The following is a 21,295-nucleotide window of genomic DNA, read 5'->3' as shown; positions in this document are numbered from 1 at the left end:
AAAAAATATCTAACTTAAGAAGTGTTCTTGTCAAATCTATTCTCAAAGTCTCTCTAGAGAAAGAACACCTTGTATCTGGGATTTTCTACAGTGTTATTGGTAAAGATACATTGTTTAATACCTGAAAAAGCTATGACAACTGAGAATAATCAACCAGTGAGTAAAGATTGGCATTCTAGCGAAGAACCCAATGTGAAGGAAAGAAACTTAACTGCAAATCCTGGAGATAAGATTGCTGATGAGTCTCAATCTGTTGAAGAAAAAGCTCAACAGAAAGCTGTTGATGATGTACCAGATATTACAGGCGATAGAATCACAGTCCCGACTTACTTCGTTGTGGATGAACCTAACGGAGAAAAGAAGGCACTCCACCACATTAAAGATGCTGAAGAAATTTCCGACGTAATTCGGCAAGCACGAGTTGACGAAAATGGAAATCGGATTTGGTAGTAGTCACTCATTGAAGAGACACGGGGACACGGGGACACGGAGAGTTATTTCTTTGCGTCCCCGTATCTGTCTTTTTGGATCGAGTTAGTCTATTCATGACACAATCAAAATATAAACGTAATGGTAGATGTCAGAAATACTAAGCTCGACTTTATCCATTTTTTTGCAAGGCTATCCTCCTGCGGAGTAGTTGCACGAACGCCTAAGCAGAAACTTATACCGAACAGTAAGCAACATAGCGACCAAGTTATAAAATAGCTGTTTATAGACGTTGAACTAACAAAGTTTTTTAATGTTATGCCGCCACTACAACGACACGTTACTTCTACTGACAGCTATAACTACCTGCTATTTTTACCAGATGGACTGCACCCAGATGGCGATCGCAACGAAATACAACAGGCACTTTTACCAACAATCTTATTTTTACACGGTGCGGGTCAGCGAGGTTCTGACTTAGATGATGTCAGAAAGCACGGTGTCGCCAAGGTTGTAGAACAACAGTCGGATTTTCCCTTCATTGTCATTTCTCCCCAATGTCCGCGCCGTGAATATTGGAATATAGAGCGATTGAGTACCCTTCTAGATGAGGTTATTGCATCCTGTGCTGTCGATCCAGATCGGGTTTACCTGACCGGCTTAAGCATGGGTGGCTATGGAACATGGCATTTAGCAGCAGCACAGCCAGAACGATTTGCTGCGATCGCGCCTATTTGTGGTGGTGGTAATCCACAAGCAGCAGGTAAGTTGAAAAATCTTCCTGTGTGGGCATTTCACGGAGCCAAAGATAATGTCGTTCCCTTAAGTGAGTCAGAAATTATGGTTTCTGCACTCAAAGTCCATGACGGGAATGTAAAATTTACAGTTTACCCAGAAGCCAATCACGACTCATGGACGCAGACATATAATAACCCAGAATTGTATGAGTGGTTTTTACAACATTGGCGGCAGACTGTGGGTTAGAGATAGTTTTCTCTGCATTGGAATACCCTTTAAATTAAATTAGAATCTTGAGTTGTATTAGGATTAATAGTGCGCTTTCTGAGCAGAGCGTTAAATATACATATTTTTACTTAAACTTTATAAAATTCTGTAAAAATATTAAAAATTTTTTGGTAAACTCACGTAGCTCTTAGTTAAAGTTCAACAAATACCTGGCACTGGTAAATATGAATTTGTGCCGATTAAACCTTAGTTTTGAAGAGGTTTCCGACTTCCCGATAGAAAAGCAAGCTACGCACAGCTTTTCTCTTTCTCCCAAAGGGAGAGGCTAGCGCCAAGGGAGAAGTGGCGTTTGAGGAACGAAACCCAACATTTTCAGGCATTTATTGGATTTTACTTCCCTCGGAATGCTGTGCGCGTTCGTTAAACCCAACAATTATTTTTAACTAGACTGTATTGGGATCTAATCTAATTGACACGCATTGAACTGCGAAATTTGTAGTACCCTCTTGACATAATGTCGGATATATACTACAAATGTAGCATGAAAAATAAAAGCCTCCTCAAAAGGCAAAACTAAAACCTCTCAGAAGCTTGACAATTGCATAGATGCCACTTTTGGGGCCGCGATTGGTGTTCGACTGCTCCGAAGCCAACAAACGGACGGTTGCAGGATTCGGGTTCGATTCCCGACGGCTCCACCAAACTTGACTGCGGTTGAAGTTGTGTAGACGCTTCCTTCGCAAGATTGAGAGCATCGCAATTATACAAACTTGGGTCTGTAGCTCTAACGGTAGAGTTCCTAGATGTCACTTGTGCCCTGACAGAAAAAGCTTACATACTTGCTCAATGGTAGAGCGATCGTCTCTAAAACGATAAGGTGCAGGTTCAATTCCTGCGGTGTTACCACAGCTTTTTCAACTTGCATGAGGTGTGAGTGTAACTCTCACAGGGAGGGTATCGGTTCAATCCCGATCAGATCCACTAATACGAATTTATAATTCGTAATTCGTAATTACAGCAAGAGGTGATTGCAATGGTTCATATTCGATTTGAAGGACGTTCTGTTGATGTGCCAAAAACCCAATTGGGAATTGCAGTAGGGATGAATGATGTGGCGGTGAAGGAGCGTGTTGCTCGACATTTAGATGTGAATAGCGATCGCCTTTCTGCTTACGTAATCGATCGCCGTCCTAGTGGCGATCTGATCGTCCGCCCTGAAGCTGTCTATGGTTGAAGTACCTAGTACACCACGGCGTAAATAAAGCTACCATTTAAAATCAACGAAAGGCTTACGCTGTATTCATTTTGAATTTTGAATTTTGAATTTTGAATTCCGCCTTGCGGTACTAGTTATCCGTGCCCCAACAGAAGAAGCATACATACACATTAAAAATGGCCCTAAGGTAGCGAAATTCGAGCGATCGAGCAAGTCAAGTATTGTAAGTCTCTTGCAGATTTAAGATACGTGCCCACTGCCAATATTTGGTAAGAGCGGCCATAAGCTGTAAAAAGCTTCTCAAACTTGCACGGATTAATTTATACAAGTCTGCAAAAAGAAAGATACAAATTGAAATCTGAAAACGCAGATTAAATCTGACTTTCTTCATTACGAATTGGTATTAATCCTTTATTCCGCGCCCTAACTTGTGAAGCTTACACACATCCGGCAACGGAATGCAGGTTCAACTCCTGTCGCTCCCTCTGATGGGAGCGTAGCCAAACTGGTATAGGCAACTGTGAAAACTGCTTTGCTAACTTGTGCGGAATTCCAATTATTTAAATTGGATTTATCTATAGGAATCCGGTTTGATTTCTGAAAATATCCGTAGGATGTGTTAGCACGGAGAGTACGGCATCAAACCCTTGATAATCGTGCGTTACGAACTCCGTTCTAACACAACGCCAGTTGCTACAACGGAGGGAACCTCCGCAACGCACTGGCTCCTCTACAATACCTAATTTCGTTCAAAAATCAAATAGTAATCCTATATAACCTTTACTCAATACGGAGGGGAGTTCAATGATGTTAGCTAACTCATGTTTAATAACAATTCAATTAGAACAACTGCATTTAAACAACGTGAGATATGAGCGAACATCGTTTGAGCGAGATTGTGATTGAGCGTCCTCGCGGTGGTAGGAGAATTAGCCTCAAAAAGGTGACTGGCTTTAAGAAGCAATTATACAAAATCACCGAGGATGCGATTCAGGATGGATTGTTGAATCCTTACCTGATTAAACCTATAAATAAATCCAAGTATCTTTCGGATCATCTCGGCCCGCTACGTCGGTTTTTGCGATCGCAAGTCGGACAGCCTTGGAATGAGGTTTACAGCCAACTGTGTCAACGATTAAATCCCAACACAATGGCAGGACAGCATGTTATCGATCATGTGTGGGACTACGTTGAACGGCATGTGGAAATAATTGATGGTGGTTTTTACAGCAAGCCTTACCAAGGGTATGGAATACAGCTAAATACAAACCACCGCGATCGCTTCTATATCCATCCTGAAACCGGAATTCTTTGTGCAGTCGAGAAAGTACCTCGAAAGCAGAAGCAAAAGCCGGAACAAACCGATATTCTCATCATTGATAATTATCATGAATACCAGAAGCTAAATGAGATTTGGTATTTAATTACCTTTGAAGATTTGCCATCGCCACCCACTCATTATGTGACGGATGCTGTCAAAGGTATAATTCATTGTTCTGTGGCATATACAGGTCGAATGATTTACGCTGTTAGTAAAAAGCAGTGTAACAAGAAAGAAATTCGGTTTATTTTAAATCAACTTTCTAAAAACTAAAATTTTCACTTCGTGCCCTAACTGAAAAAGCTTACATACTAGCCGAATGGTAAGGCACTTGACTGAAGATCAAGCAACTACGGGTTCAAATCCCGTGTGTGAATCAACAGCTTTTTCGACTTGCACGAAGCGATCTTATTTCATTTAAATATGGAGGTGAGAATGATGAAAAAGATTAATTCTTTCAACATCGAGCCTGAAGATTTCGACGATTTCTGCTTTTGAATCATTGAGCAAACGTCGTCGTGGCTTCCCATCTGAAAAAGCTGTTAAACGTGGCCATCGCCTTGTTCATGGCGACAAGGAACTACAAGAAAAGCTTGGTAACAATGACCTTTGTCTTTGTGGTTCTGGTCGCTGCTTTCAAGAAATGCTGTCGCAATAGTGGCAGATATGATGGTAGCTTACGCAGCTACTACTTTTAGGGAGTAGTACTAACGATTTCGATTTACATCAAAACTGGCAGTTGTTGCCGCGCCCCGATCGCAGAAGCTTACATAATTTTGCAAAAGTTATACTCAATGCTTCTACAACTTGCGCGGTGACTTTATCGCTCCGCGTGCAACATCTGCCTCCTTCAATTTCGGATTTTAGATTGCAATTCAAAATCTAAAATCCAAAATCCAAAATTCCTAAAGGAGGTTCCCATGAATACCGCAGAACGCGATTTGCGTCTGGAAATGCTCAATAGTTTGCTGACAACTCCTCACCGCAAACTTGAGCAAGTCGCAGAAATTCACCAGTTAATTGTTGAACTCGATCCCCTTTTCTACGGACATTTAGCAGTCTGGTATCAGCGTCATGGCGATGTCCGCGACCATAAAGAAGTATTCCTCGCTCATTTACTAACCAGCAATTTGATTGAACACCGAGATGCTGGATTTATGATGCTGCAAGAGTTTCCGCCCTATCAGGTGGCTCGTGTGGTGGACTTCATGAAGCAGCAGCAAAATAAGCTGCCTCGTTCCGCTCGGACTGCGGTACGGCGTTATTTGAAGGTACGGGAGAGCAATCCGGCTCTGTTCGATCGCGCCGCTTTGCGAGGTCGTAAGGCAATGAAGCACTTATATGCTTCACTGCACATTAAGCCAAATGAACGGGCAAATGCGATTCTGTTTGGCGATACTCCTCCAGAGGGTTCCTTGGCAGATGTGCTGAAGCAGCTTGCTAAGGCAGAAAATGCCGCAGAACAGGCGCGGCTGATTGTGGAGTTCAAAATTCCCTATACGATCGCAGTTGGTGCGATCGTGCAACTTACCCCAGTTGTGTTGGTGGCGTTAATCAACAGCATGACTCCTCAAGAAGCGATCAACAACCTCAAGTCTCTCCAGACTAGAGGTGCAATGGATCATCCAGAAGTCAAGAAGTTGATTGATTCCAAGCTGGAAGCAGCGTCTAAGAGTACCCGTGTCTCAGCATTTAAAGCACAAGTTGCCGCAGACGCAGGAGATTTTGACGCAGACACCGTTGCCCAACTGGAAAAGGTGACAAACGAACAGGTAAAGCGGCGTGGTGCGATCGCTCGTCCAACTGCTTTATTGGTGGATAAGTCTGGTTCAATGGAAAATGCGATCGCGACGGGTTTGCAACTCGCTGCCCTAATCTCTGGTATCACTAAGGCAGAACTGTTTGTCTACGCCTTTGACACCATTCCTTACGCTGTTACGGCAAAGGGCAAGGAGTTGACCGACTGGGAGCGTGCCTTCCAGCACATCAACGCTGGTGGTGGTACTAGCATCGGCTGTGCATTGGAAGCAATGCGGAAGAAGAAGCAGGTAGTTGACCAGATTATCTTAGTGACGGATGAGGGCGAAAATGCTGCTCCTTACTTCGGTGAAGTCTACAAGAACTACTGCCGGGAGTTGGCGATAATGCCCAATGTGGTGATTGTCCGCGTAGGTACTCATTACAACTGGGTGGAGAGTCAATTGAAGCAGCAGCAAGCACCTGTAGATACGTTCACTTTCGCCGGTGACTACTACAGTTTGCCGAACATCGTTCCACTCCTGACGCGCCCCTCTCGTCTGGATTTGCTGATGGAGATTTTGGATATGCCGTTGCCTGTAAGGATAGATAAGTAGAATAAATCAGGGTGCGTTATGGTTGTTTCTAACGCATCCTGATATAGCGAGGGCTTACGCACAGGTCATAGAAAAACTAACCACAGAGAACACAGAGTTATAAGAGTTTGAAAGGTTTTTTGCGTAAGTACAATTATGTCTCTTCACATCTGGGAATTGTCCAATTCTTTCATTAGTAATTAAAGATATAGTGACTTATGATAAAACCTAGAGTTGAGTTTATTGCTCCTTTTAGAGTGTATGTGTCTGAGGAATTCTTTGAAGTAAAACTAGAAAGCAAAATATTTATTGTCCAATCAGTTCCTGTTCCTCCAGCTATTTTGAGTGAAGGTATACAAGTACACGGAAAAAACATAGAAATCTCGCATGATATTTTTGGTTATGCAGGAAGAACCAAATTTTCAGTTGTAATTGACGAGGATATAGATATAAGTTGCACAAATTGGAAAAATGCATTTTGTGATAATGAAGCACTTTATATCCAAATGTCCTTATCATGTGTTAATAGGTTTTTGGAAGTATACAGAGATCAAGATAAGAATAGATTAGGGGATAAATCGTTTCATGTAATTCCGTTAGTAAAATCAGATTTATACAATTTTCGGCTTGTAGCTATTGATGAACAGTTTAACGAAGTAGGGGACTTTGCTATAATAAGACCTGCTTTTCATAGAACTGGTTTTGGAACAGCGGTTGAAAGGGAAGCTGAGATAATTAATAATATTCAAGTAATGCTCAGGAATGAAACTTCTATCCCCATATATAGGGATCTAATCAATTCTGCTCGAAATTATATTTGGCGAGGACAATACCGGCTTGCTCCTGTTGAAGCTAACACAGCTTTTGAAAGTTTTTTACCCGAAATCATCTCCCATTTAGACCAAAACTTTAATAGGTCTGAACGCTTAGATTTATATAATAAGCTTAAAAGACTACAGGGAATATTGTCTTCACAACTCATTAATTCTGGATATAGTAGTGTTGTTTGGTTTAATAATCCTCCAAATGGATGGCAAACCCTCCATCAGCAAGAACTCAAAACTTGGTATGATGACTGCTATCTTTTGCGAAACAAAGTAATACATGAAGGATATAATCGAGTAACAAGAGAAGAGGCTTTTAAGGCATATCAAGGAGCAGTAACTGCCATTGATTATATCGAAGCAGAAATAAAGAAGCTAATTTAAAGAATCTATTGAAATATGGTTGCTAAACAAGCTGAATAGTGAAGATAAAATAATTGTAGGTTGAGTTTCACTACCTTTGACCCAATAAAAGCGAGGTTTTTTAGCAATCGCTCAACCCAAGCAGGTGATACTGATGAGCGACATGAAGATGGCGTATGAAGTAATAGCGATCGCTCTACTCCAAAATCCCTCTTTTCATCTCTTCCAATTTTATGTAGTATATTGTATTATATTAATATCCTGCGTGCCCCAACTCTTGGAGCCTACATACTAGTACGAGAGGAAAAGTAACACTGCCAAATGCAGTGGGCGTGTGTGAATGGGGAGTACGAAGAACCTGGGAGGTAGGCTTAAAAGTAGCCATTCCTTGAAAGAGTGTGTAACAGCTCACCAGCGGAGTCCCTCTAGTAACTGAGAACACGCAATGCTCCACCAACTTGCACGCAGGAATTGTACTACTTCCTAAGTAGGAGGCTATCGATTAACAAAATTAAAATTAACTTCAAGTTTTTGACTTTAATACTTCTATAGCTTTAAATCCTTCTATAGTCTGACCTAAAAATATCATGGGAACACTCAAGCTAAACGGATTACCAGTTTGAATCATATTATAAATGGCAGTTAACGCATTTAGCGACATCAATCCTACTGCAATACCTAGTGCAATTTTTGATTTACGTTGGACAAAGAAACCTAGAGTTAGATACAGTAAACCAAAAAATAAACAGCTAATTCCCAATGTTAGATAATCACGAAATCGACTACCGGCGAAAAATAATATTATGCTGAGAAAAATGCACAGAACTCCAACTGCGTAAACTGCACGGTAAGCAGATGCTAACTTTTTTCGGGATTCTGATATTTGTTGTGTTTGGGTAGTCATTTTTGGGTTGATAGAGTGCAAATTATGTTTTTTTATATACTCAATTCCTGGCAATAATCTTGGGTAATTATGCGTAAATAGAGATAATTATGTCTGATATCCGTAAGCTAATCAACCAAATTGCGATCGCAGAAGCGCAATTACATACCACCCAATTCCTTGCACCTTGTGTTAAAGGTGGACGAGTTCGCACACGAGTAGCTGGGATGGTTTACACTTTCACGCCAAAGCCTAATAAATTTGAAGGTTGGGGCATCTTTCAGCCTGTGGATCAAAAAACAGCAACGGTTGTAGAAGAAGCAGAATTACCCCAAATTGCGGAATACCTGCAACACTTTCCCCAAATACGGCTGCGGTTAGCACACCAATTGCAAAAACAAACCTGGTTAGCATACTCCGTAAATGAAGCAGATGTGCGTCAACGGTTGAAGATAGTTAAACCGATCGCAGTCCACTTAGTTACCGAGGGTATCGCTTTTGAGCAAATCATTGCCCGATGGAATGGACAGTCTTGCTGGTTCGAGGAAGTAGATCGCCGTACCGATCCGGTAATTGTTGAAACTCTGCAATCTGCCGTCAAACAACTCATTCCGGCTGAAGAATTACAGTTTAAGGGCATTACTCCAGAAATCCGTACAGTGTATGAATTAGCAACTCGGCGCATTGAGGGATTTACTCAACCCCAACAGGATGAAAAGCGATTGAGAAAGGCATTACAAATGGGTGGGGGTGAATTAAACCAATTCCACGATCGCAACGATTATTGGACAGTCGATTGGACAACTGCTGATGGTGTTCGCCATAGTAGTGCGATCGCTAAAACTGATTTGACTGTTGTTAGTTCTGGTATTTGCCTAAGTGGACGCGATCGCGATTTCGACTTGCAATCCTTAGTAGCTGTCATAGAACAACAAGAGTAGTTAATTACGAATTACGAATTACGAATTACGAATTATTATGAGTATCTTTTTTCACGAACAGCTTTACCGCACCAATGCTGTGATGACAAAGCTGAAAAACTATCCTGTAACCATTTGTGGCGCTGGAGCATTGGGAGCTAATATTGCAGAAAACTTAGCTCGGTCTGGTTTTGATAAACTGACAGTGATAGATTGCGATCGCATTGAGGAGCGTAACCTTTCAACTCAGCCTTACTACCGTTCTGATGTTGGAGCGTTCAAGGCGAAAATCTTGGCGAACAATTTATATCGAGCAATTGGTACTAAAGTTGATGCTAATACAAAAGAATTGACACCAGCAAATACAACTCAACTACTCAAAGACAGCCAGCTAATTATCGATGTCTTTGATAATAGTGTGGCGCGTCAAGCAGTGAAAGATTATGCTGAACAATTAAGCATACCTTGTCTTCATGCTGGACTATTGGCTGATTATGCAGAAGTGATTTGGAATGACGTTTATCGCGTTCCTTCCGAGGTTAATGATGATGTTTGTGATTATCCATTGGCACGAAACCTGGTGATGTTAACTGTTGCTGTGGCGTGTGAGGCGATCGTTTCATTCATTACCACAGCAGAACAGCGTAACTTCAGCATCACCCAGAAGGATCTGACTGTTCAATCTCTATTTTTATAGATTGCGATTATCAGAATTTATCAAATTCTGCGAGTTTAATTAAAGAGCAACTAACAAGCAGTAAGTTTTGTCGCAGGGTATAAATCCCCATTACAAATTACGTTAGCGAGTCTTGCCTACGGCACGCTGGCGCGAACGAGCGTCATTACGAATTACGAATTAACTATAGGACTCCTATTTGATTTTTGAACAAGATTCAGTACACATCTATACCCTTCTTTTCTGTTAAGAGTTCCCTATTCCCCGTTCCCTACCTACGCAGATAATTTCAGGAATCAAATCGGATTACTATAGATAGCTGTGTATCTTATCCTTATGTCTTCTTAGACTACCCAAAGCTTGTTGCTCTATCTGTCGCACTCGTTCTCGACTAATACCCATACGTTGACCAATCTCAGCTAAAGAAAGTTCATTTTCATCTGTTAAACCAAAACGTAAAGTTAATATTTCTCGTTGTTGGGGATTTAATTTTGACAATAAAGTTTGAAGATTTTGCTGAAGAAATTTTTGGTCAGCGTATAATTCTGGAGACAATCCATTATCCTCCAACATATCTTGTAATTCTATATCTTTTTCTGAGCCAACTCGTAATTCTAGCGAGACAGGTTGACGTGCTAAGAGTAAATAATCTCGAATTTGTTTTGGATCTAAAGATAGTTCTTCAGCGATATCAACTGCTGTCGGAGTACGACCCAATTTTTGAGTTAGCTCGCGTTGAATCCGTTTTATTTTGTTAAGTTTTTCTGTAATATGAATAGGCAAGCGGATAGTACGTCCTTGTTCGGCGATCGCTCGTGTAATCGCCTGACGAATCCACCAATAGCCATAGGTTGAAAATTTATATCCTTTAGTAGGGTCAAATTTTTCAACTCCTCGCTCTAAACCTAAACTTCCTTCTTGAATTAAGTCGAGAAAATCTAGGTTATGTCTTTGATACTTTTTAGCAATAGATACTACAAGCCGCAGGTTAGCTTTAATCATTTTCTGCTTGGCTTGATGTCCCTGAGCTAGCTGTTGCAGCAGTGAATTTTCACCGATATTTGTATTTTCAATCCACTCTTGTTGTGTTGGTTGACGTTTTAATTGAATAGCTAATTTTTCTTTTGCAGCCAGTAAAGCCATCATTTTTTGAACTTGCTTGGCAAAATTAATCTCTTGCTCATTAGTCAATAAAGGTATACGTCCAATCTCGTGAAGATAAGTACGCACTGCATCAACAGTAGATAAAGGTTTTTCATTTTCTAGAGACTGGTAAGATAGATTATTCATAGTTATTTGAACCTTGAGAAATACTTGTTGCTTTAGAGGGAAAGAAATTTCAATCTGACATAATTAGTATGACATTCAGAAATGAAATTAGAATTGAATTCTGATTTTTGATAATTAAGGCGCTAACTTTACTTATGAGTGCAATCGGTTTGCAACTTGACTTTTAAAGGTAAAAGTAAAGAATTGGGAAATATTTTCTGATTCTTGTCATGTCTAATTATTTCGCCAAGACTAATATTTTAAAGTTAAGAGCTTGATGTGACAGGAGCTTGTCAAAGAATTGAAAAAGTTATGTCTGTCCAAATTCTATGGAATGTCGATTTAGTAAGGGAATGGGACGCAGGGAGAAGAAATATTTCATTGCTCCTTGTGGGTACAACTTATGGAGTCTCTTGCAAAAGTAGCTTTTACAAGAGGGGGGAAACAGATGTATGTTAAAGGGAAAGGGTTTTTTATTACTCCTTTTCCCAATTTCTGTAAGAAGTTTATTGATTTTTCCTTTGGGATTCTTTGCGATCGCAGGGTAACTTACTTGTTTTTATACTTTAAAAGATTGCGATCGCTCTTGACTAATTATTTCCAGATTTTGGCTTTTTCCTACCAAACAAACTAGTCATACTTAATCCAGTAACCAATAACCCCAATAGCCCTAGTCCGTTCAAAATCGGGTAGATTCCCTCTAAACCGAAGATTTCACCACGATGAATCGAAAGCAGTAGACTACGAGGAACTCCAAGGTTAGCTGACCATTCACCTACCAGCGTAACCGCAATACCAGTTAACAATGTTACAGCAAGTGGTAAAGCCAAAATAATCGCTAGAGTCCGGTGGTATTTGCGAAATGAACGCATTATCCAAAATCTCCTGGAGAAATCAAAGTCATTATATTGTTAGTCAAAAGTCATTAGTACCAATGACTTTTGACTAATGACTAAATCGGCGGGCGGCTATCTCGGATATCCATTAAAAGAGTCGGATTATCGCCGATTTTCGGTGAAAAATCTGCTAATTTGTGGTTCTCACTTCTTACTTAGAAACAGTGGCGATATTTGTGTTAAGCGTTTGTAACCCTTTAAGAGATTTCGCTTTATCTTTAGCTTTCAGCGAACCCTTCACCTGGGTCGCAGTATCTTCGATTACATTATAGGTTTTTGAAGATTTAGTTTTGACACCATCCTCAACCTTAGACCAAGCGTTTTCAAACTTATTAAATTCCTGTTGAGCTGTGTCAAACTTTCCGGCTTGAACCGCAGTTTTTGTATTTGAAACTACACCGACTAAAGTATCAAAACCTCCCTGTGTAGCAACAGGAGTTTTTGATACTGTTGTCGCCGCAGTTGTTTCAGTGGTAGCAGGAGTCTGAGTAGTAGATTTTTGATCGCTGTTGCATCCGACCAATGTCAGTAAACCAATTGCGGCAACAGGGATGATGTAGATTAAGCGTTTCATAAGACCTCTTGAATAATGATAAATCGTCAAGTACCGACGGTATCAGTTACTATATCAGCAAACCTGTCGTCTAATGTTGCTGGAGATATTGGAAGATTATATGCAGATTTTTTTACGAAAATCTTGTAAATTTTTGTATAATATTATTCTGGTACGTATACATCAAGGCAGTTTTTGCATCTTAACAGTAGTTTCCAAGTAAGCTAGGTATAAAATATACACACAGAAAGTTTCTATCTCCTGCTTCATGCAAAACAAAACTATTGACCCCTAGCTCCTGAATTACTTCTTGTTAAAAAATCTTCAATGGAGTTGACAAATTCTTTTAACTCTAAAATTAACTTAGTAGCATCTCTAAGCTGTTGATGGTAAGCTAATTTTTCTAGTTTGTCAGCCGCTAGATACATAGCTTTGGCTCCAATGTTGGTACTCGCACCTTTGAGATGATGAGTTTCTCGCACAATTTGTCCAAAGTCATCAGCCGCGATCGCTGCTTTAATTATCTCTAAACGGGGTTTAATATCTTCAACGCATACTTGCAATAAACTTAATTCAAATTCTGCGTCATTTCCCGATATTCGATGCAAGTGTTCCCAATCAATTTCTAGGTCAACTGTGCCTTTGTTTGTGCTGGGAACTGTTTGTTCATACACAACTGCCTCTTGTTGCGAGAAGATCGCGCCTGTCCAATGCTCTAGAGTTGCAGCTAATTTTTCTTTAAATATTGGCTTACTCAGATAGTCATCCATTCCTGCATTGAGACACATTTGTTCATCTTCTTTCATTGCATTAGCCGTCATTGCAATTACCACAGGACGACGACGTAGAGCAAAAATATCCTCTTGCCAACGATGAATTTCTTTTGTAGTTTCTAAACCATCAAGAATTGGCATTTGGCAATCCATTAGAATCAAATCGTAAGGAATTTTTTCTAATAACTGCAAGACTTCCTTGCCATTGGCAACGACATCGGCTTTGTAGCCCAAACTCTGGAGTTGCTTTAAGGCTACTTTTTGATTCACCAAATTATCTTCAGCTAAGAGAATTCTTAACTTAGATTTAGTAGAGGCATTAACGGAAGAATTAAGAATGCTGGAAGTTTCTGTACTTGGAATTTCTTTAGTAGCCTCTAACCTTAAGTCTCTAGCCCCTTGTTCCGCTTCCGGCTGAGTTTTTAGAATAGTCATAATAGTATCGAGGAGTCGAGATGGCTTAAGGGGTTTGACTAAATAAGCAGCAAATCCTACTTTCAGCGCCCGTTGCATTTGAGCGCGTTGATTAATAGAGGTGAGAACAATCAAAGGGATGTCAGCAATTGCAGAATTGGCTTTAATTTGTTCTTCTAAAGTCATGCCATTTGTTTGAGGCACCTCCATATCAACCAAGACTACATCATAGGAATTCCTCAGCTCACAAGCTTCCTGAATAGCTTTCAGGGCAGCAGGAATACTGTCAGCTCGATCTACCTGCATTCCCCACCTAGTAGCTTGATGGTAGACAATTTTGCAATTAGTAGCATTGCTATCTACCACTAACAAGCGACGATTGTTCAAAAGTCCGCCTTCGCATTTTGGTAAAACAGGGTCAAGTTGCTTGGCAAAAGGGACTTCAAACCAAAACTTCGAGCCTTTCCCAATCTGACTTTCTACCCCAATTACTCCTCCCATCAAAGTCACCAGTTGTTTACAGATGGCTAATCCTAAACCAGTACCACCATACTTGCGAGTGGTAGAAGCATCCACTTGAGTAAATGGCGTAAAGAGTTTGCGTTGGTCTTCAGGGCTAATACCAAGACCTGTATCTGTGATGGCAAAATGAATGGTGGCTCTAGTCGAGGAAAGGGAAGATAATTCTGCTTCCACAAATACTTCACCACTGCTGGTGAACTTAATAGCGTTGCTCATCAAGTTCATCAGAATTTGCCGCAGTCTACCAGCATCTCCTTTGAGGTGGATGGGGACATTGCGATCGATCAGTGCGGCAATTTCCAATCCTTTATTATGGGCTGAAGGAGCCAATAAATCTAACAGTTCTTCAACACAAGTGGATAGGTCAAAATCTAGAGTTTCCAGAGCCATCTCTCCAACTTCAAGTTTGGAAAGATCCAAAATCTCGTTGATTAAACTTAAAAGAGCGTCTCCACTAATCCGAATTATTTCAATAAATTCTCGCTGTTCTGGGTCTAAGGGAGTATCTAATACCAAACTGGTCATTCCCAAAACAGCATTCATCGGAGTGCGAATTTCATGACTTATATTTGCTAAAAAGGCACTTTTCGTCTGAGAAGCTAATTCAGCTTGGCGACGGGCAATTTCAAGTTCTTGTCGCTGACGAGTTTCTGCTGCTAATAGTTGGGCTTGGGCTAAGGCGATACCTACTTGGTCGGCTATTTGCCGCAAAAGATCGGTTTCAAAACTAGACCATTGGTGGGAATCATCACACTGATGGACTATGAGCAAACCGCGAAGTTCGTCTTTGACAAGTATGGGTACAACCAAATTGACTTTGACTCCAAACTGTTGTAATAATTCCAGATTGCTTTGTTGGAGTTCCAGCAGATCCAATTCAGCCAGCCCGAAAACCCGTCCTTGACGGTACTGCTGTAGATAGTACTGCTGGAGATATTCTGCTCTAAAGTATGGGCCAGAGATGTTTTGCTCTTTGATTGTCGGTAAGCCAGAAACTACTGCTTCCGTGACCGTGGTTGCAGATTCATCTGGTAAAAGCTGATAGATCAAAACTCGGTCAGTCTGGAGAATCTTTTGTACCTCCTCGACAGTGATTTGGAGAATTTCTTCGATTTGCAAAGACTGGCGAATCTTAAGGGTGATTTCGGTGAATAGTTGCGATCGCAAGTTTTGGCGTTGCAATTCCTCTTCAGCCTGTTTCCTTTGAATAAACTGCCCTACTTGCTCACCGATGGAATTCATCGTTTTGGCCAAATCTAGATCGGGTGGTTGGATTTCACGATTGAAGCAGGTAATCACACCGAGGATTTTGTTACCACTGCGGATTGGAAAACCGAAAGCGGCGTGTAATCCTATTTGATCGGCGATTTTGAAGTGAGGGAAATTCAGATCCTTGACGATATCAGTAAGCCAAACAGGTTCAGAATTAGCCCAGACACGCCCAGGTAGTCCAACTCCTTTTATAAAGGTGGTTTGCCGCTTCAGTGCTGTAAATTCTTGCACCTCAAGGGAGGCTTTATGCCAGATGTCCAAAAGACGCAGCACATTTGCTTGCCCATCCACCATCCAAATTTCCCCTAAATCCCATCCCAAACTCTCACAGATCCCTTGTAAGATTTGGGGGGTAGCCTCGCCGATCGTCGTGGACTCCGCCAAAAAGCGGGTTGCAGCATATTGTGCAATTAGATGCTGTTGCGATCGTTTGCGATCGGTGATGTCAGTGCCAGTACTAACGATGTATTCCACTGACCCTTCATAGTTTTTTAAAAAGGTATTCGACCAGGCAATTAGTCGGCGACTACCATCCTTCATTACCCAATGGTTCTCTTTCTCCAGAAAGCCTCTACCAGTTAGCAATTCCTCAAAAACTGCTTTAACTGACTCTACTTCTTCAGGAAGTAAGAACAAGTTCCAGAAACACCTACCCCTCACCTCATCGAAGGAGTAACCTGTTATTTGCTCGCAAGCTTGATTGAAACGAACGATTTGCCCTTGAGAATCGAGAACTATTACTAATGCGCTAGATGTATCAAGGACTGCTGAGATAAAATTGCGTTCATGATTTAAGGTTTCTTCTGTCCTTTTGCGCTCAGTGACTTCACGATAGATAAAGTAGTAAACTACAACAAGAACGATAAAACTTAGGCAAATAGCGATCGCAATTGTCAAAGTTGTTTTGCGAGTCCAAGCCTTTGCTGCTTGTGACAGTTGCTGATGCCGCCCCCTTTCCTCATTCTCTATCTCATTGCTCACCTTGCGGATATCATCCATGAGATTTTGACTTTTATCTGTCAGTAGCACCTGCAACGCCGCCTCTAATCCCTTGTTCTGGCGTAAGTCGATAGTCTGTTTTAGTTCAGTAAGTTTAGCTGTAATCAGGGATTCAAGGGTTGCAATCTGCTTTTCTTGGTTTGGTTCATCTGTAGATAAATTTTTTAGTTTGGCAATTTCTCGATCGATGTTGGCAACTGCTTCTTGATAAGGTTTTAGATAATTTTCTTTGCCAGTGAGAATATAACTATGTTGCCCAGTCTCCGCATCCTTGAGCTGAGACAGTAGTTCTTCTAGGGTGTTGATTTTTTTATAAGTATTTTTTACTATACTGCGATTATTAATAGATACTCTTGTATTTTGATAGGAAACTACACCAATCAAAACTAAAATTACTGATGCTAGACCAAAACCTGCCGCAATCTTTTTAAAAAATTGTTTGCTTACCTTCTGTGCCTGCTTGCCTTTTTTAGTCACAAATACCAAACTTGCTAAATTTCGGCGTAATTCCAGTTGCTTGATGACTTGACGACCTAATGTTCGTAATGCCTCTATCTGATCTGGGGTAAGTTCGCGTGGTACGTAGTCAATTACACACAGGGTTCCGAACGCGTATCCCTCTGGATTAGTCAGAGGTACGCCAGCATAAAAGCGAATATTTGGGTCAGATGTTACTAGTGGGTTGGTGGCGAACCGTTCGTCATCTGTTGCATCAGGCACAACAAAAACATCAGGCTGTAGAATAGCATGGGCACAGAATGCCAAATCTCGATGTGTTTCTAGAGCATCCAAGCCGACTTTTGACTTAAACCACTGGCGATTTGTATCAATTAAGCTAATTAAGGCAATAGGAGTCTGACAAATATACGATGCTAAACGGGTGAGGTCGTCAAAAGCGGCTTCAGGTGGCGTATCGAGAATCTTATACTCCAAAAGCGTCTCGATTCTCTGTGCTTCGTTATCAGGTAATGGTGCTTTCATCCTTAAGCCTTATCTACATTCTGGGGGATTAGGGAATGGGGATTAGGGACTGGGATTGGGGGTTAGGGGGGATTATTAAAAAAGAAGTCCTTATCTTGTTTCTCCCCATTCCTTAGTACCCAGTCCCCAGTCCCCAGTAACCAATCCCCAGTCCCCAGTAACCAATTTGTTCAACAAACTTACTTTAATTAATGACAATAGTTTAGTTAAAAGCGTTAGCGTAATTTTACTGAGTTCGACCTTATTAAAAAATCGATCGTAATGATTAAGTCTCTGCTGTATTTTTTCTGGGCTGGTTTATTTGAAATTGGGGGTGGCTACCTAATCTGGTTGTGGTTACGCGAAGACAAGCCATTTTGGTGGGGCATATTGGGGGGAATGGCTTTAGCTTTCTATGGGGTGATTGCAACTCTCCAATCGGCAAATTTTGGCAGAGTGTATGCGGCTTACGGCGGTGTGTTTATTGTAATGGCAATGCTTTGGGGTTGGAAGGTAGACGGGGTAACTCCAGACCGCTACGAGCTAATAGGAGCTTGTTTAGCTTTGGTAGGTGTTTTAATTATCATGTTTGCACCCAGAACTTAAGTAAAAGTACTAAATTATTTTCGACCAATAACTTTTATAGTATTCCCTTTTAAACAGATAATAACCTCACGCAAAATCGCAAAGTTTTTTTTGCGATTATTCGCATAAGCGAGTTTATTTAAGTATAAATGCGCTTATGCGAAAGATATAAAGATAATTCACAACATATTTATGTAAATTCTCTGAGAATTCACAAATATTGTAAAATCTCACAAGTATCTTGGTTTGTAATAGTAGGTAACTAAAAATTGGTAATTTTGTAGCGGTTGAAGAAAATGCTATTCTTCAAAAAAAAAGATGTAAATTGCATCACCATACCCTGATTTCAATCTTGGCAACTAAGTAAGTTAGCGCTAAAAACCCCAAGAATGTTACGAAACATAAACAGGCTTAAAGCCCTTACTAATGAACAATGACAAATGAGAGACTTTGCCAGTTAGCTTTAATTGCGCCGACCTACTTAAATAATCAGGATTATATTTTTGTTAACATTTCCAGAAAACTCCACTTAAGTAACTTTAAAGACAAAAATGTGCGGACAAAAGTAATCAAATGTAGTTAAGTATACAAAATATTGGTGTTTAGGAAGAAAAAGAAGTGTTGAAAAAAGTTGTGATGATTGGGGTTATCACCCTACTGTTTTTGGGAGGGCCGCTGATGGGCAATGCTTTTGCCCAAACACCAGCTGCTGTGCCTGCTGCTGATACTGGAGATACGGCATTTATGCTGATTTCAGCAGCGCTTGTGCTGTTAATGACACCAGGATTAGCGTTTTTCTATGGTGGATTTGTGCGATCGCGCAATATCCTAAACACATTGATGATGAGCTTTGTGTTGATGGCGATCGTGGGAGTTACCTGGATTCTTTGGGGTTATAGTCTTTCTTTTGCACCAGGGTTGCCGTTCATCGGTGGATTGCAATGGTTTGGGTTGAACGGTGTTGGTTTAGAGACTCAAGGCTACTTGCCGCATCTGCCTTATGAAGATGCGCTCAAAGCAGGAGACCCCAAATATGCTGATGTCGTCTCTTATGCCGGAACTATTCCCCACCAGGCATTCACGATTTATCAAGCCATGTTTGCCATTATCACCCCAGCCTTAATTTCTGGGGCGCTTGTTGAGCGGATGAGTTTCCGCGCTTATTCGCTGTTTGTGTTGCTGTGGTCAACCTTTGTTTACGCCCCCCTAGCCCACATGGTATGGGCGAAAGGTGGATTCTTGGGTTTGTACGGTGGATTAGGTGCCCTCGACTTTGCAGGTGGCACAGTAGTTCATATTAGTTCTGGCGTTTCAGCCTTGGTAGCAGCGATCGTTCTTGGCCCTCGGAAAACCCATCCCGATCGCCTTAGCCCCCCGCACAACGTTCCTTTCATTTTGCTGGGTGCTGGCTTACTCTGGTTTGGCTGGTTCGGTTTCAACGCAGGGAGTGCCTTATCTGTTGCCAGTGGAACTTCTGGGAACTTAACAACAAATTTAGCAACAACAGCCTTTGTTGCCACCAATACGGCGGCGGCAGCGGCAGCTTTAATGTGGCTAATTTTGGAAGCAGTTCTACGGGGTAAACCAACAGCTGTGGGAGCAGCTACAGGAGCCGTTGCTGGTTTAGTCGGCATCACCCCCGCCGCCGGATTTGTCACACCGCTATCAGCGATTTTAGTTGGTTTCATCACCGCCTTTGTTTGCTTCTATGCTGTGAGTTTCAAGCATAAGCTGCAAATTGACGATGCTTTAGATACCTATCCCGTGCATGGTGTTGGTGGGACAGTGGGGGCAATTTTAACGGCCATCTTTGCCACGACTCAAGTTAACGGGGGAGGTAAAGACGGAGTACTGCGTGGTAATTTGGGTGAATTGGGAGTTGAACTAGTAGCAATTGCCGTTGCCTATCTGATCGCAGGTGTTGGTACGTGGATTATTGTGAAGGTTATTGATGCTACAGTCGGACTGCGTGTCAAAGAAGAAGCTGAATTGCAAGGTTTGGATATCAACGAACACGGTGAAGAAGGTTACAACTCCGAGTTTGGCGATCGTCCGACTTAGGAGTGCTGAGTTATTCAATTTTGGATTGAAAGAAAAATCCAAAATTGGGCTGATTTGCGATCGCTAGCGTTAAAATTTGATTCAAATAATTGGTAAATTTCGCTAGTCGTGTCTACTTCTGCAAAAACCTTTCCTATCTGGGCATTTTTCTCGCTGTTAACCAACGGCATCCTAATGTTGGCGGTCATCCTGCTAATCTGGCAACAGCAGAGATTGGCCGCTTTTTTTGGGATAGTAACATCCCCAGAATCAATCAGCCTAAACAACTCAACCCAAATTGCTACACCTGATTTGGGTCGCCGTCACCAACTCACTTACCAAGAGTGGGTAGATATCCTCCAGCAAGAAGCCAAGGTAGCAGCCGATCAACGAACTCCGCATTTAAGCATTCTGGCGGGAGATTCTCTGAGTTTGTGGTTTCCCTCTGAGTTATTACCCGAAGGCAAAAATTGGCTCAACCAAGGTATTTCTGGGGAAACCAGCAATGGACTATTGAAAAGATTGAAAATATTTGACCGCACCCAGCCAGAGGTGATTTTTGTGATGATTGGCATTAACGATCTAATTCGGGGGATAAGCGATGGGGAAATTTTAGATAATCAACGGCAAATTATCAATTACCTCCGAAAGACACATCCCACAGCGCAAATTATTGTCCAATCAATTTTGCCACATGCAGCAGAGGAAGCAACCTGGAAAGGACGAGATAAACTGTTAGCTGTTGCCAATAGCCGTATTCAGGGGTTGAATCAGCAACTGCAAAGTATTTCTACCAAGAAAGGTGTCAAATATCTCGATTTATATCCCCTATTTACCAACAAACAAGGAAATCTCCGCCGTGAATTTACTACTGATGGCTTACATTTAAGCCCTGAAGGCTATATAGTTTGGCGTTCTGCATTGCAGATTTATGGCGAAATCGAATTAAAATCTCAGTCTCAGCGGACTTCGGGGGGAAAAGGTTAAAGGACAAAAAGAAGTAATATCTTTGAATACAACTTTGTATAAATCGCGGCTTGGCGCGAGAAAATAAAAAATAGTGGTTGAAGTAGACAAATCT

At 41.3% G+C, this 21,295-nt stretch carries 17 protein-coding genes, 1 tRNA gene and 1 other RNA gene; 13 read left to right on the top strand and 6 right to left on the bottom strand.

The window, feature by feature from the left end; genetic code table 11:
• Positions 1 to 132: 132 nt before the first annotated feature.
• The 3 genes from CDG79_RS05920 to ssrA all read left to right on the top strand — a co-directional run bounded on the left by CDG79_RS05920 (position 133) and on the right by ssrA (position 2,096).
• The gene (locus CDG79_RS05920) at positions 133 to 450 is read left to right on the top strand and encodes a hypothetical protein (protein WP_094341310.1); all 318 of its coding nucleotides are present in this window, start codon (positions 133 to 135) and stop codon (positions 448 to 450) included.
• Positions 451 to 747: 297 nt separating this feature from the next.
• Positions 748 to 1,413 (top strand): prolyl oligopeptidase family serine peptidase, encoded by a 666-nt coding sequence (locus CDG79_RS05915; protein ID WP_094341309.1) that lies wholly within the window; start codon positions 748 to 750, stop codon positions 1,411 to 1,413.
• Between the two features lie 599 nt (positions 1,414 to 2,012).
• Positions 2,013 to 2,096: a transfer-messenger RNA gene (gene ssrA / locus CDG79_RS41975) on the top strand.
• Between the two features lie 98 nt (positions 2,097 to 2,194).
• Here the strand turns inward: ssrA and CDG79_RS44720 are convergent.
• Positions 2,195 to 2,320, bottom strand: coding sequence for a hypothetical protein (locus CDG79_RS44720; RefSeq protein WP_258169459.1), 126 nt, complete (start codon positions 2,318 to 2,320; stop codon positions 2,195 to 2,197).
• 108 nt (positions 2,321 to 2,428) lie between these two features.
• On the opposite strand from CDG79_RS44720, the gene CDG79_RS05910 reads away from it, so the two are divergent.
• The 5 genes from CDG79_RS05910 (at position 2,429) to CDG79_RS05885 (ending at position 7,473) form a co-directional block, all read left to right on the top strand.
• Positions 2,429 to 2,629, top strand: a complete 201-nt coding sequence (locus CDG79_RS05910; protein WP_094341308.1) for a hypothetical protein — start codon at positions 2,429 to 2,431, stop codon at positions 2,627 to 2,629.
• 853 nt (positions 2,630 to 3,482) lie between these two features.
• Positions 3,483 to 4,205 (top strand): hypothetical protein, encoded by a 723-nt coding sequence (locus CDG79_RS05905; RefSeq protein WP_094341307.1) that lies wholly within the window; start codon positions 3,483 to 3,485, stop codon positions 4,203 to 4,205.
• Positions 4,206 to 4,237: 32 nt separating this feature from the next.
• Positions 4,238 to 4,306: transfer RNA gene (locus CDG79_RS05900), tRNA-Phe, on the top strand.
• A gap of 546 nt (positions 4,307 to 4,852) precedes the next feature.
• Positions 4,853 to 6,286 carry a vWA domain-containing protein gene (locus CDG79_RS05890; RefSeq protein ID WP_094341305.1) on the top strand — a complete coding sequence of 478 codons (1,434 nt, stop codon included), beginning with the start codon at positions 4,853 to 4,855 and terminating at the stop codon, positions 6,284 to 6,286.
• 197 nt (positions 6,287 to 6,483) lie between these two features.
• Positions 6,484 to 7,473 carry a hypothetical protein gene (locus CDG79_RS05885; protein WP_094341304.1) on the top strand — a complete coding sequence of 330 codons (990 nt, stop codon included), beginning with the start codon at positions 6,484 to 6,486 and terminating at the stop codon, positions 7,471 to 7,473.
• A 502-nt stretch (positions 7,474 to 7,975) separates the two neighbouring features.
• Here the strand turns inward: CDG79_RS05885 and CDG79_RS05880 are convergent.
• Positions 7,976 to 8,356, bottom strand: a complete 381-nt coding sequence (locus CDG79_RS05880; RefSeq protein ID WP_094341303.1) for a hypothetical protein — start codon at positions 8,354 to 8,356, stop codon at positions 7,976 to 7,978.
• Positions 8,357 to 8,445: 89 nt separating this feature from the next.
• On the opposite strand from CDG79_RS05880, the gene CDG79_RS05875 reads away from it, so the two are divergent.
• Entirely contained in the window at positions 8,446 to 9,276 is an 831-nt protein-coding gene (locus CDG79_RS05875; RefSeq protein ID WP_094341302.1) for a hypothetical protein, read from the top strand.
• Positions 9,277 to 9,313: 37 nt separating this feature from the next.
• The gene (locus CDG79_RS05870) at positions 9,314 to 9,952 is read left to right on the top strand and encodes a HesA/MoeB/ThiF family protein (protein ID WP_094341301.1); all 639 of its coding nucleotides are present in this window, start codon (positions 9,314 to 9,316) and stop codon (positions 9,950 to 9,952) included.
• Between the two features lie 288 nt (positions 9,953 to 10,240).
• Here the strand turns inward: CDG79_RS05870 and CDG79_RS05865 are convergent, their stop codons facing one another.
• The 4 genes from CDG79_RS05865 to CDG79_RS05850 all read right to left on the bottom strand — a co-directional run bounded on the left by CDG79_RS05865 (position 10,241) and on the right by CDG79_RS05850 (position 17,610).
• Positions 10,241 to 11,221, bottom strand: coding sequence for an RNA polymerase sigma factor, RpoD/SigA family (locus CDG79_RS05865; RefSeq protein ID WP_094341300.1), 981 nt, complete (start codon positions 11,219 to 11,221; stop codon positions 10,241 to 10,243).
• A gap of 569 nt (positions 11,222 to 11,790) precedes the next feature.
• Positions 11,791 to 12,072 carry a peptidase gene (locus CDG79_RS05860; RefSeq protein WP_094332569.1) on the bottom strand — a complete coding sequence of 94 codons (282 nt, stop codon included), beginning with the start codon at positions 12,070 to 12,072 and terminating at the stop codon, positions 11,791 to 11,793.
• A gap of 175 nt (positions 12,073 to 12,247) precedes the next feature.
• Positions 12,248 to 12,670 (bottom strand): DUF4363 domain-containing protein, encoded by a 423-nt coding sequence (locus tag CDG79_RS05855; RefSeq protein ID WP_094341299.1) that lies wholly within the window; start codon positions 12,668 to 12,670, stop codon positions 12,248 to 12,250.
• Positions 12,671 to 12,930: 260 nt separating this feature from the next.
• Positions 12,931 to 17,610 carry a GAF domain-containing protein gene (locus tag CDG79_RS05850; protein WP_094341298.1) on the bottom strand — a complete coding sequence of 1,560 codons (4,680 nt, stop codon included), beginning with the start codon at positions 17,608 to 17,610 and terminating at the stop codon, positions 12,931 to 12,933.
• A 261-nt stretch (positions 17,611 to 17,871) separates the two neighbouring features.
• Between CDG79_RS05850 and CDG79_RS05845 the strand changes: the two genes are divergently transcribed.
• From CDG79_RS05845 to CDG79_RS05835, 3 genes are all read left to right on the top strand, one after another.
• Complete coding sequence (locus CDG79_RS05845; protein WP_094341297.1) at positions 17,872 to 18,195, top strand: YnfA family protein; 324 nt, start codon at positions 17,872 to 17,874, stop codon at positions 18,193 to 18,195.
• A 615-nt stretch (positions 18,196 to 18,810) separates the two neighbouring features.
• Positions 18,811 to 20,235 carry an ammonium transporter gene (locus CDG79_RS05840; RefSeq protein WP_442946175.1) on the top strand — a complete coding sequence of 475 codons (1,425 nt, stop codon included), beginning with the start codon at positions 18,811 to 18,813 and terminating at the stop codon, positions 20,233 to 20,235.
• A gap of 108 nt (positions 20,236 to 20,343) precedes the next feature.
• Complete coding sequence (locus CDG79_RS05835) at positions 20,344 to 21,201, top strand: SGNH/GDSL hydrolase family protein (protein WP_094341295.1); 858 nt, start codon at positions 20,344 to 20,346, stop codon at positions 21,199 to 21,201.
• The last annotated feature ends 94 nt before the right edge of the window (positions 21,202 to 21,295 follow it).

It is taken from the genome of Nostoc sp. 'Peltigera membranacea cyanobiont' 232 (assembly GCF_002245985.1).
Lineage (GTDB): Bacteria > Cyanobacteriota > Cyanobacteriia > Cyanobacteriales > Nostocaceae > Nostoc.
The sequence above is the reverse complement of the archived record's forward strand: the minus strand, read 5'-3'. Positions and strand labels throughout refer to the sequence as shown.

Coding starts and splice junctions, on each gene's coding strand:
- CDG79_RS05855 (WP_094341299.1), bottom strand. CDS start 12,670: ATGAAACGCTTAATCTACATCATCCCTGTTGCCGCAATTGGTTTACTG.
- CDG79_RS05865 (WP_094341300.1), bottom strand. CDS start 11,221: ATGAATAATCTATCTTACCAGTCTCTAGAAAATGAAAAACCTTTATCT.
- CDG79_RS05920 (WP_094341310.1), top strand. CDS start 133: ATGACAACTGAGAATAATCAACCAGTGAGTAAAGATTGGCATTCTAGC.
- CDG79_RS05860 (WP_094332569.1), bottom strand. CDS start 12,072: ATGCGTTCATTTCGCAAATACCACCGGACTCTAGCGATTATTTTGGCT.
- CDG79_RS05870 (WP_094341301.1), top strand. CDS start 9,314: ATGAGTATCTTTTTTCACGAACAGCTTTACCGCACCAATGCTGTGATG.
- CDG79_RS05845 (WP_094341297.1), top strand. CDS start 17,872: ATGATTAAGTCTCTGCTGTATTTTTTCTGGGCTGGTTTATTTGAAATT.
- CDG79_RS05890 (WP_094341305.1), top strand. CDS start 4,853: ATGAATACCGCAGAACGCGATTTGCGTCTGGAAATGCTCAATAGTTTG.
- CDG79_RS05905 (WP_094341307.1), top strand. CDS start 3,483: ATGAGCGAACATCGTTTGAGCGAGATTGTGATTGAGCGTCCTCGCGGT.
- CDG79_RS05850 (WP_094341298.1), bottom strand. CDS start 17,610: ATGAAAGCACCATTACCTGATAACGAAGCACAGAGAATCGAGACGCTT.
- CDG79_RS05875 (WP_094341302.1), top strand. CDS start 8,446: ATGTCTGATATCCGTAAGCTAATCAACCAAATTGCGATCGCAGAAGCG.
- CDG79_RS05840 (WP_442946175.1), top strand. CDS start 18,811: ATGATTGGGGTTATCACCCTACTGTTTTTGGGAGGGCCGCTGATGGGC.
- CDG79_RS05880 (WP_094341303.1), bottom strand. CDS start 8,356: ATGACTACCCAAACACAACAAATATCAGAATCCCGAAAAAAGTTAGCA.
- CDG79_RS05910 (WP_094341308.1), top strand. CDS start 2,429: ATGGTTCATATTCGATTTGAAGGACGTTCTGTTGATGTGCCAAAAACC.
- CDG79_RS44720 (WP_258169459.1), bottom strand. CDS start 2,320: ATGCAAGTTGAAAAAGCTGTGGTAACACCGCAGGAATTGAACCTGCAC.
- CDG79_RS05885 (WP_094341304.1), top strand. CDS start 6,484: ATGATAAAACCTAGAGTTGAGTTTATTGCTCCTTTTAGAGTGTATGTG.
- CDG79_RS05915 (WP_094341309.1), top strand. CDS start 748: ATGCCGCCACTACAACGACACGTTACTTCTACTGACAGCTATAACTAC.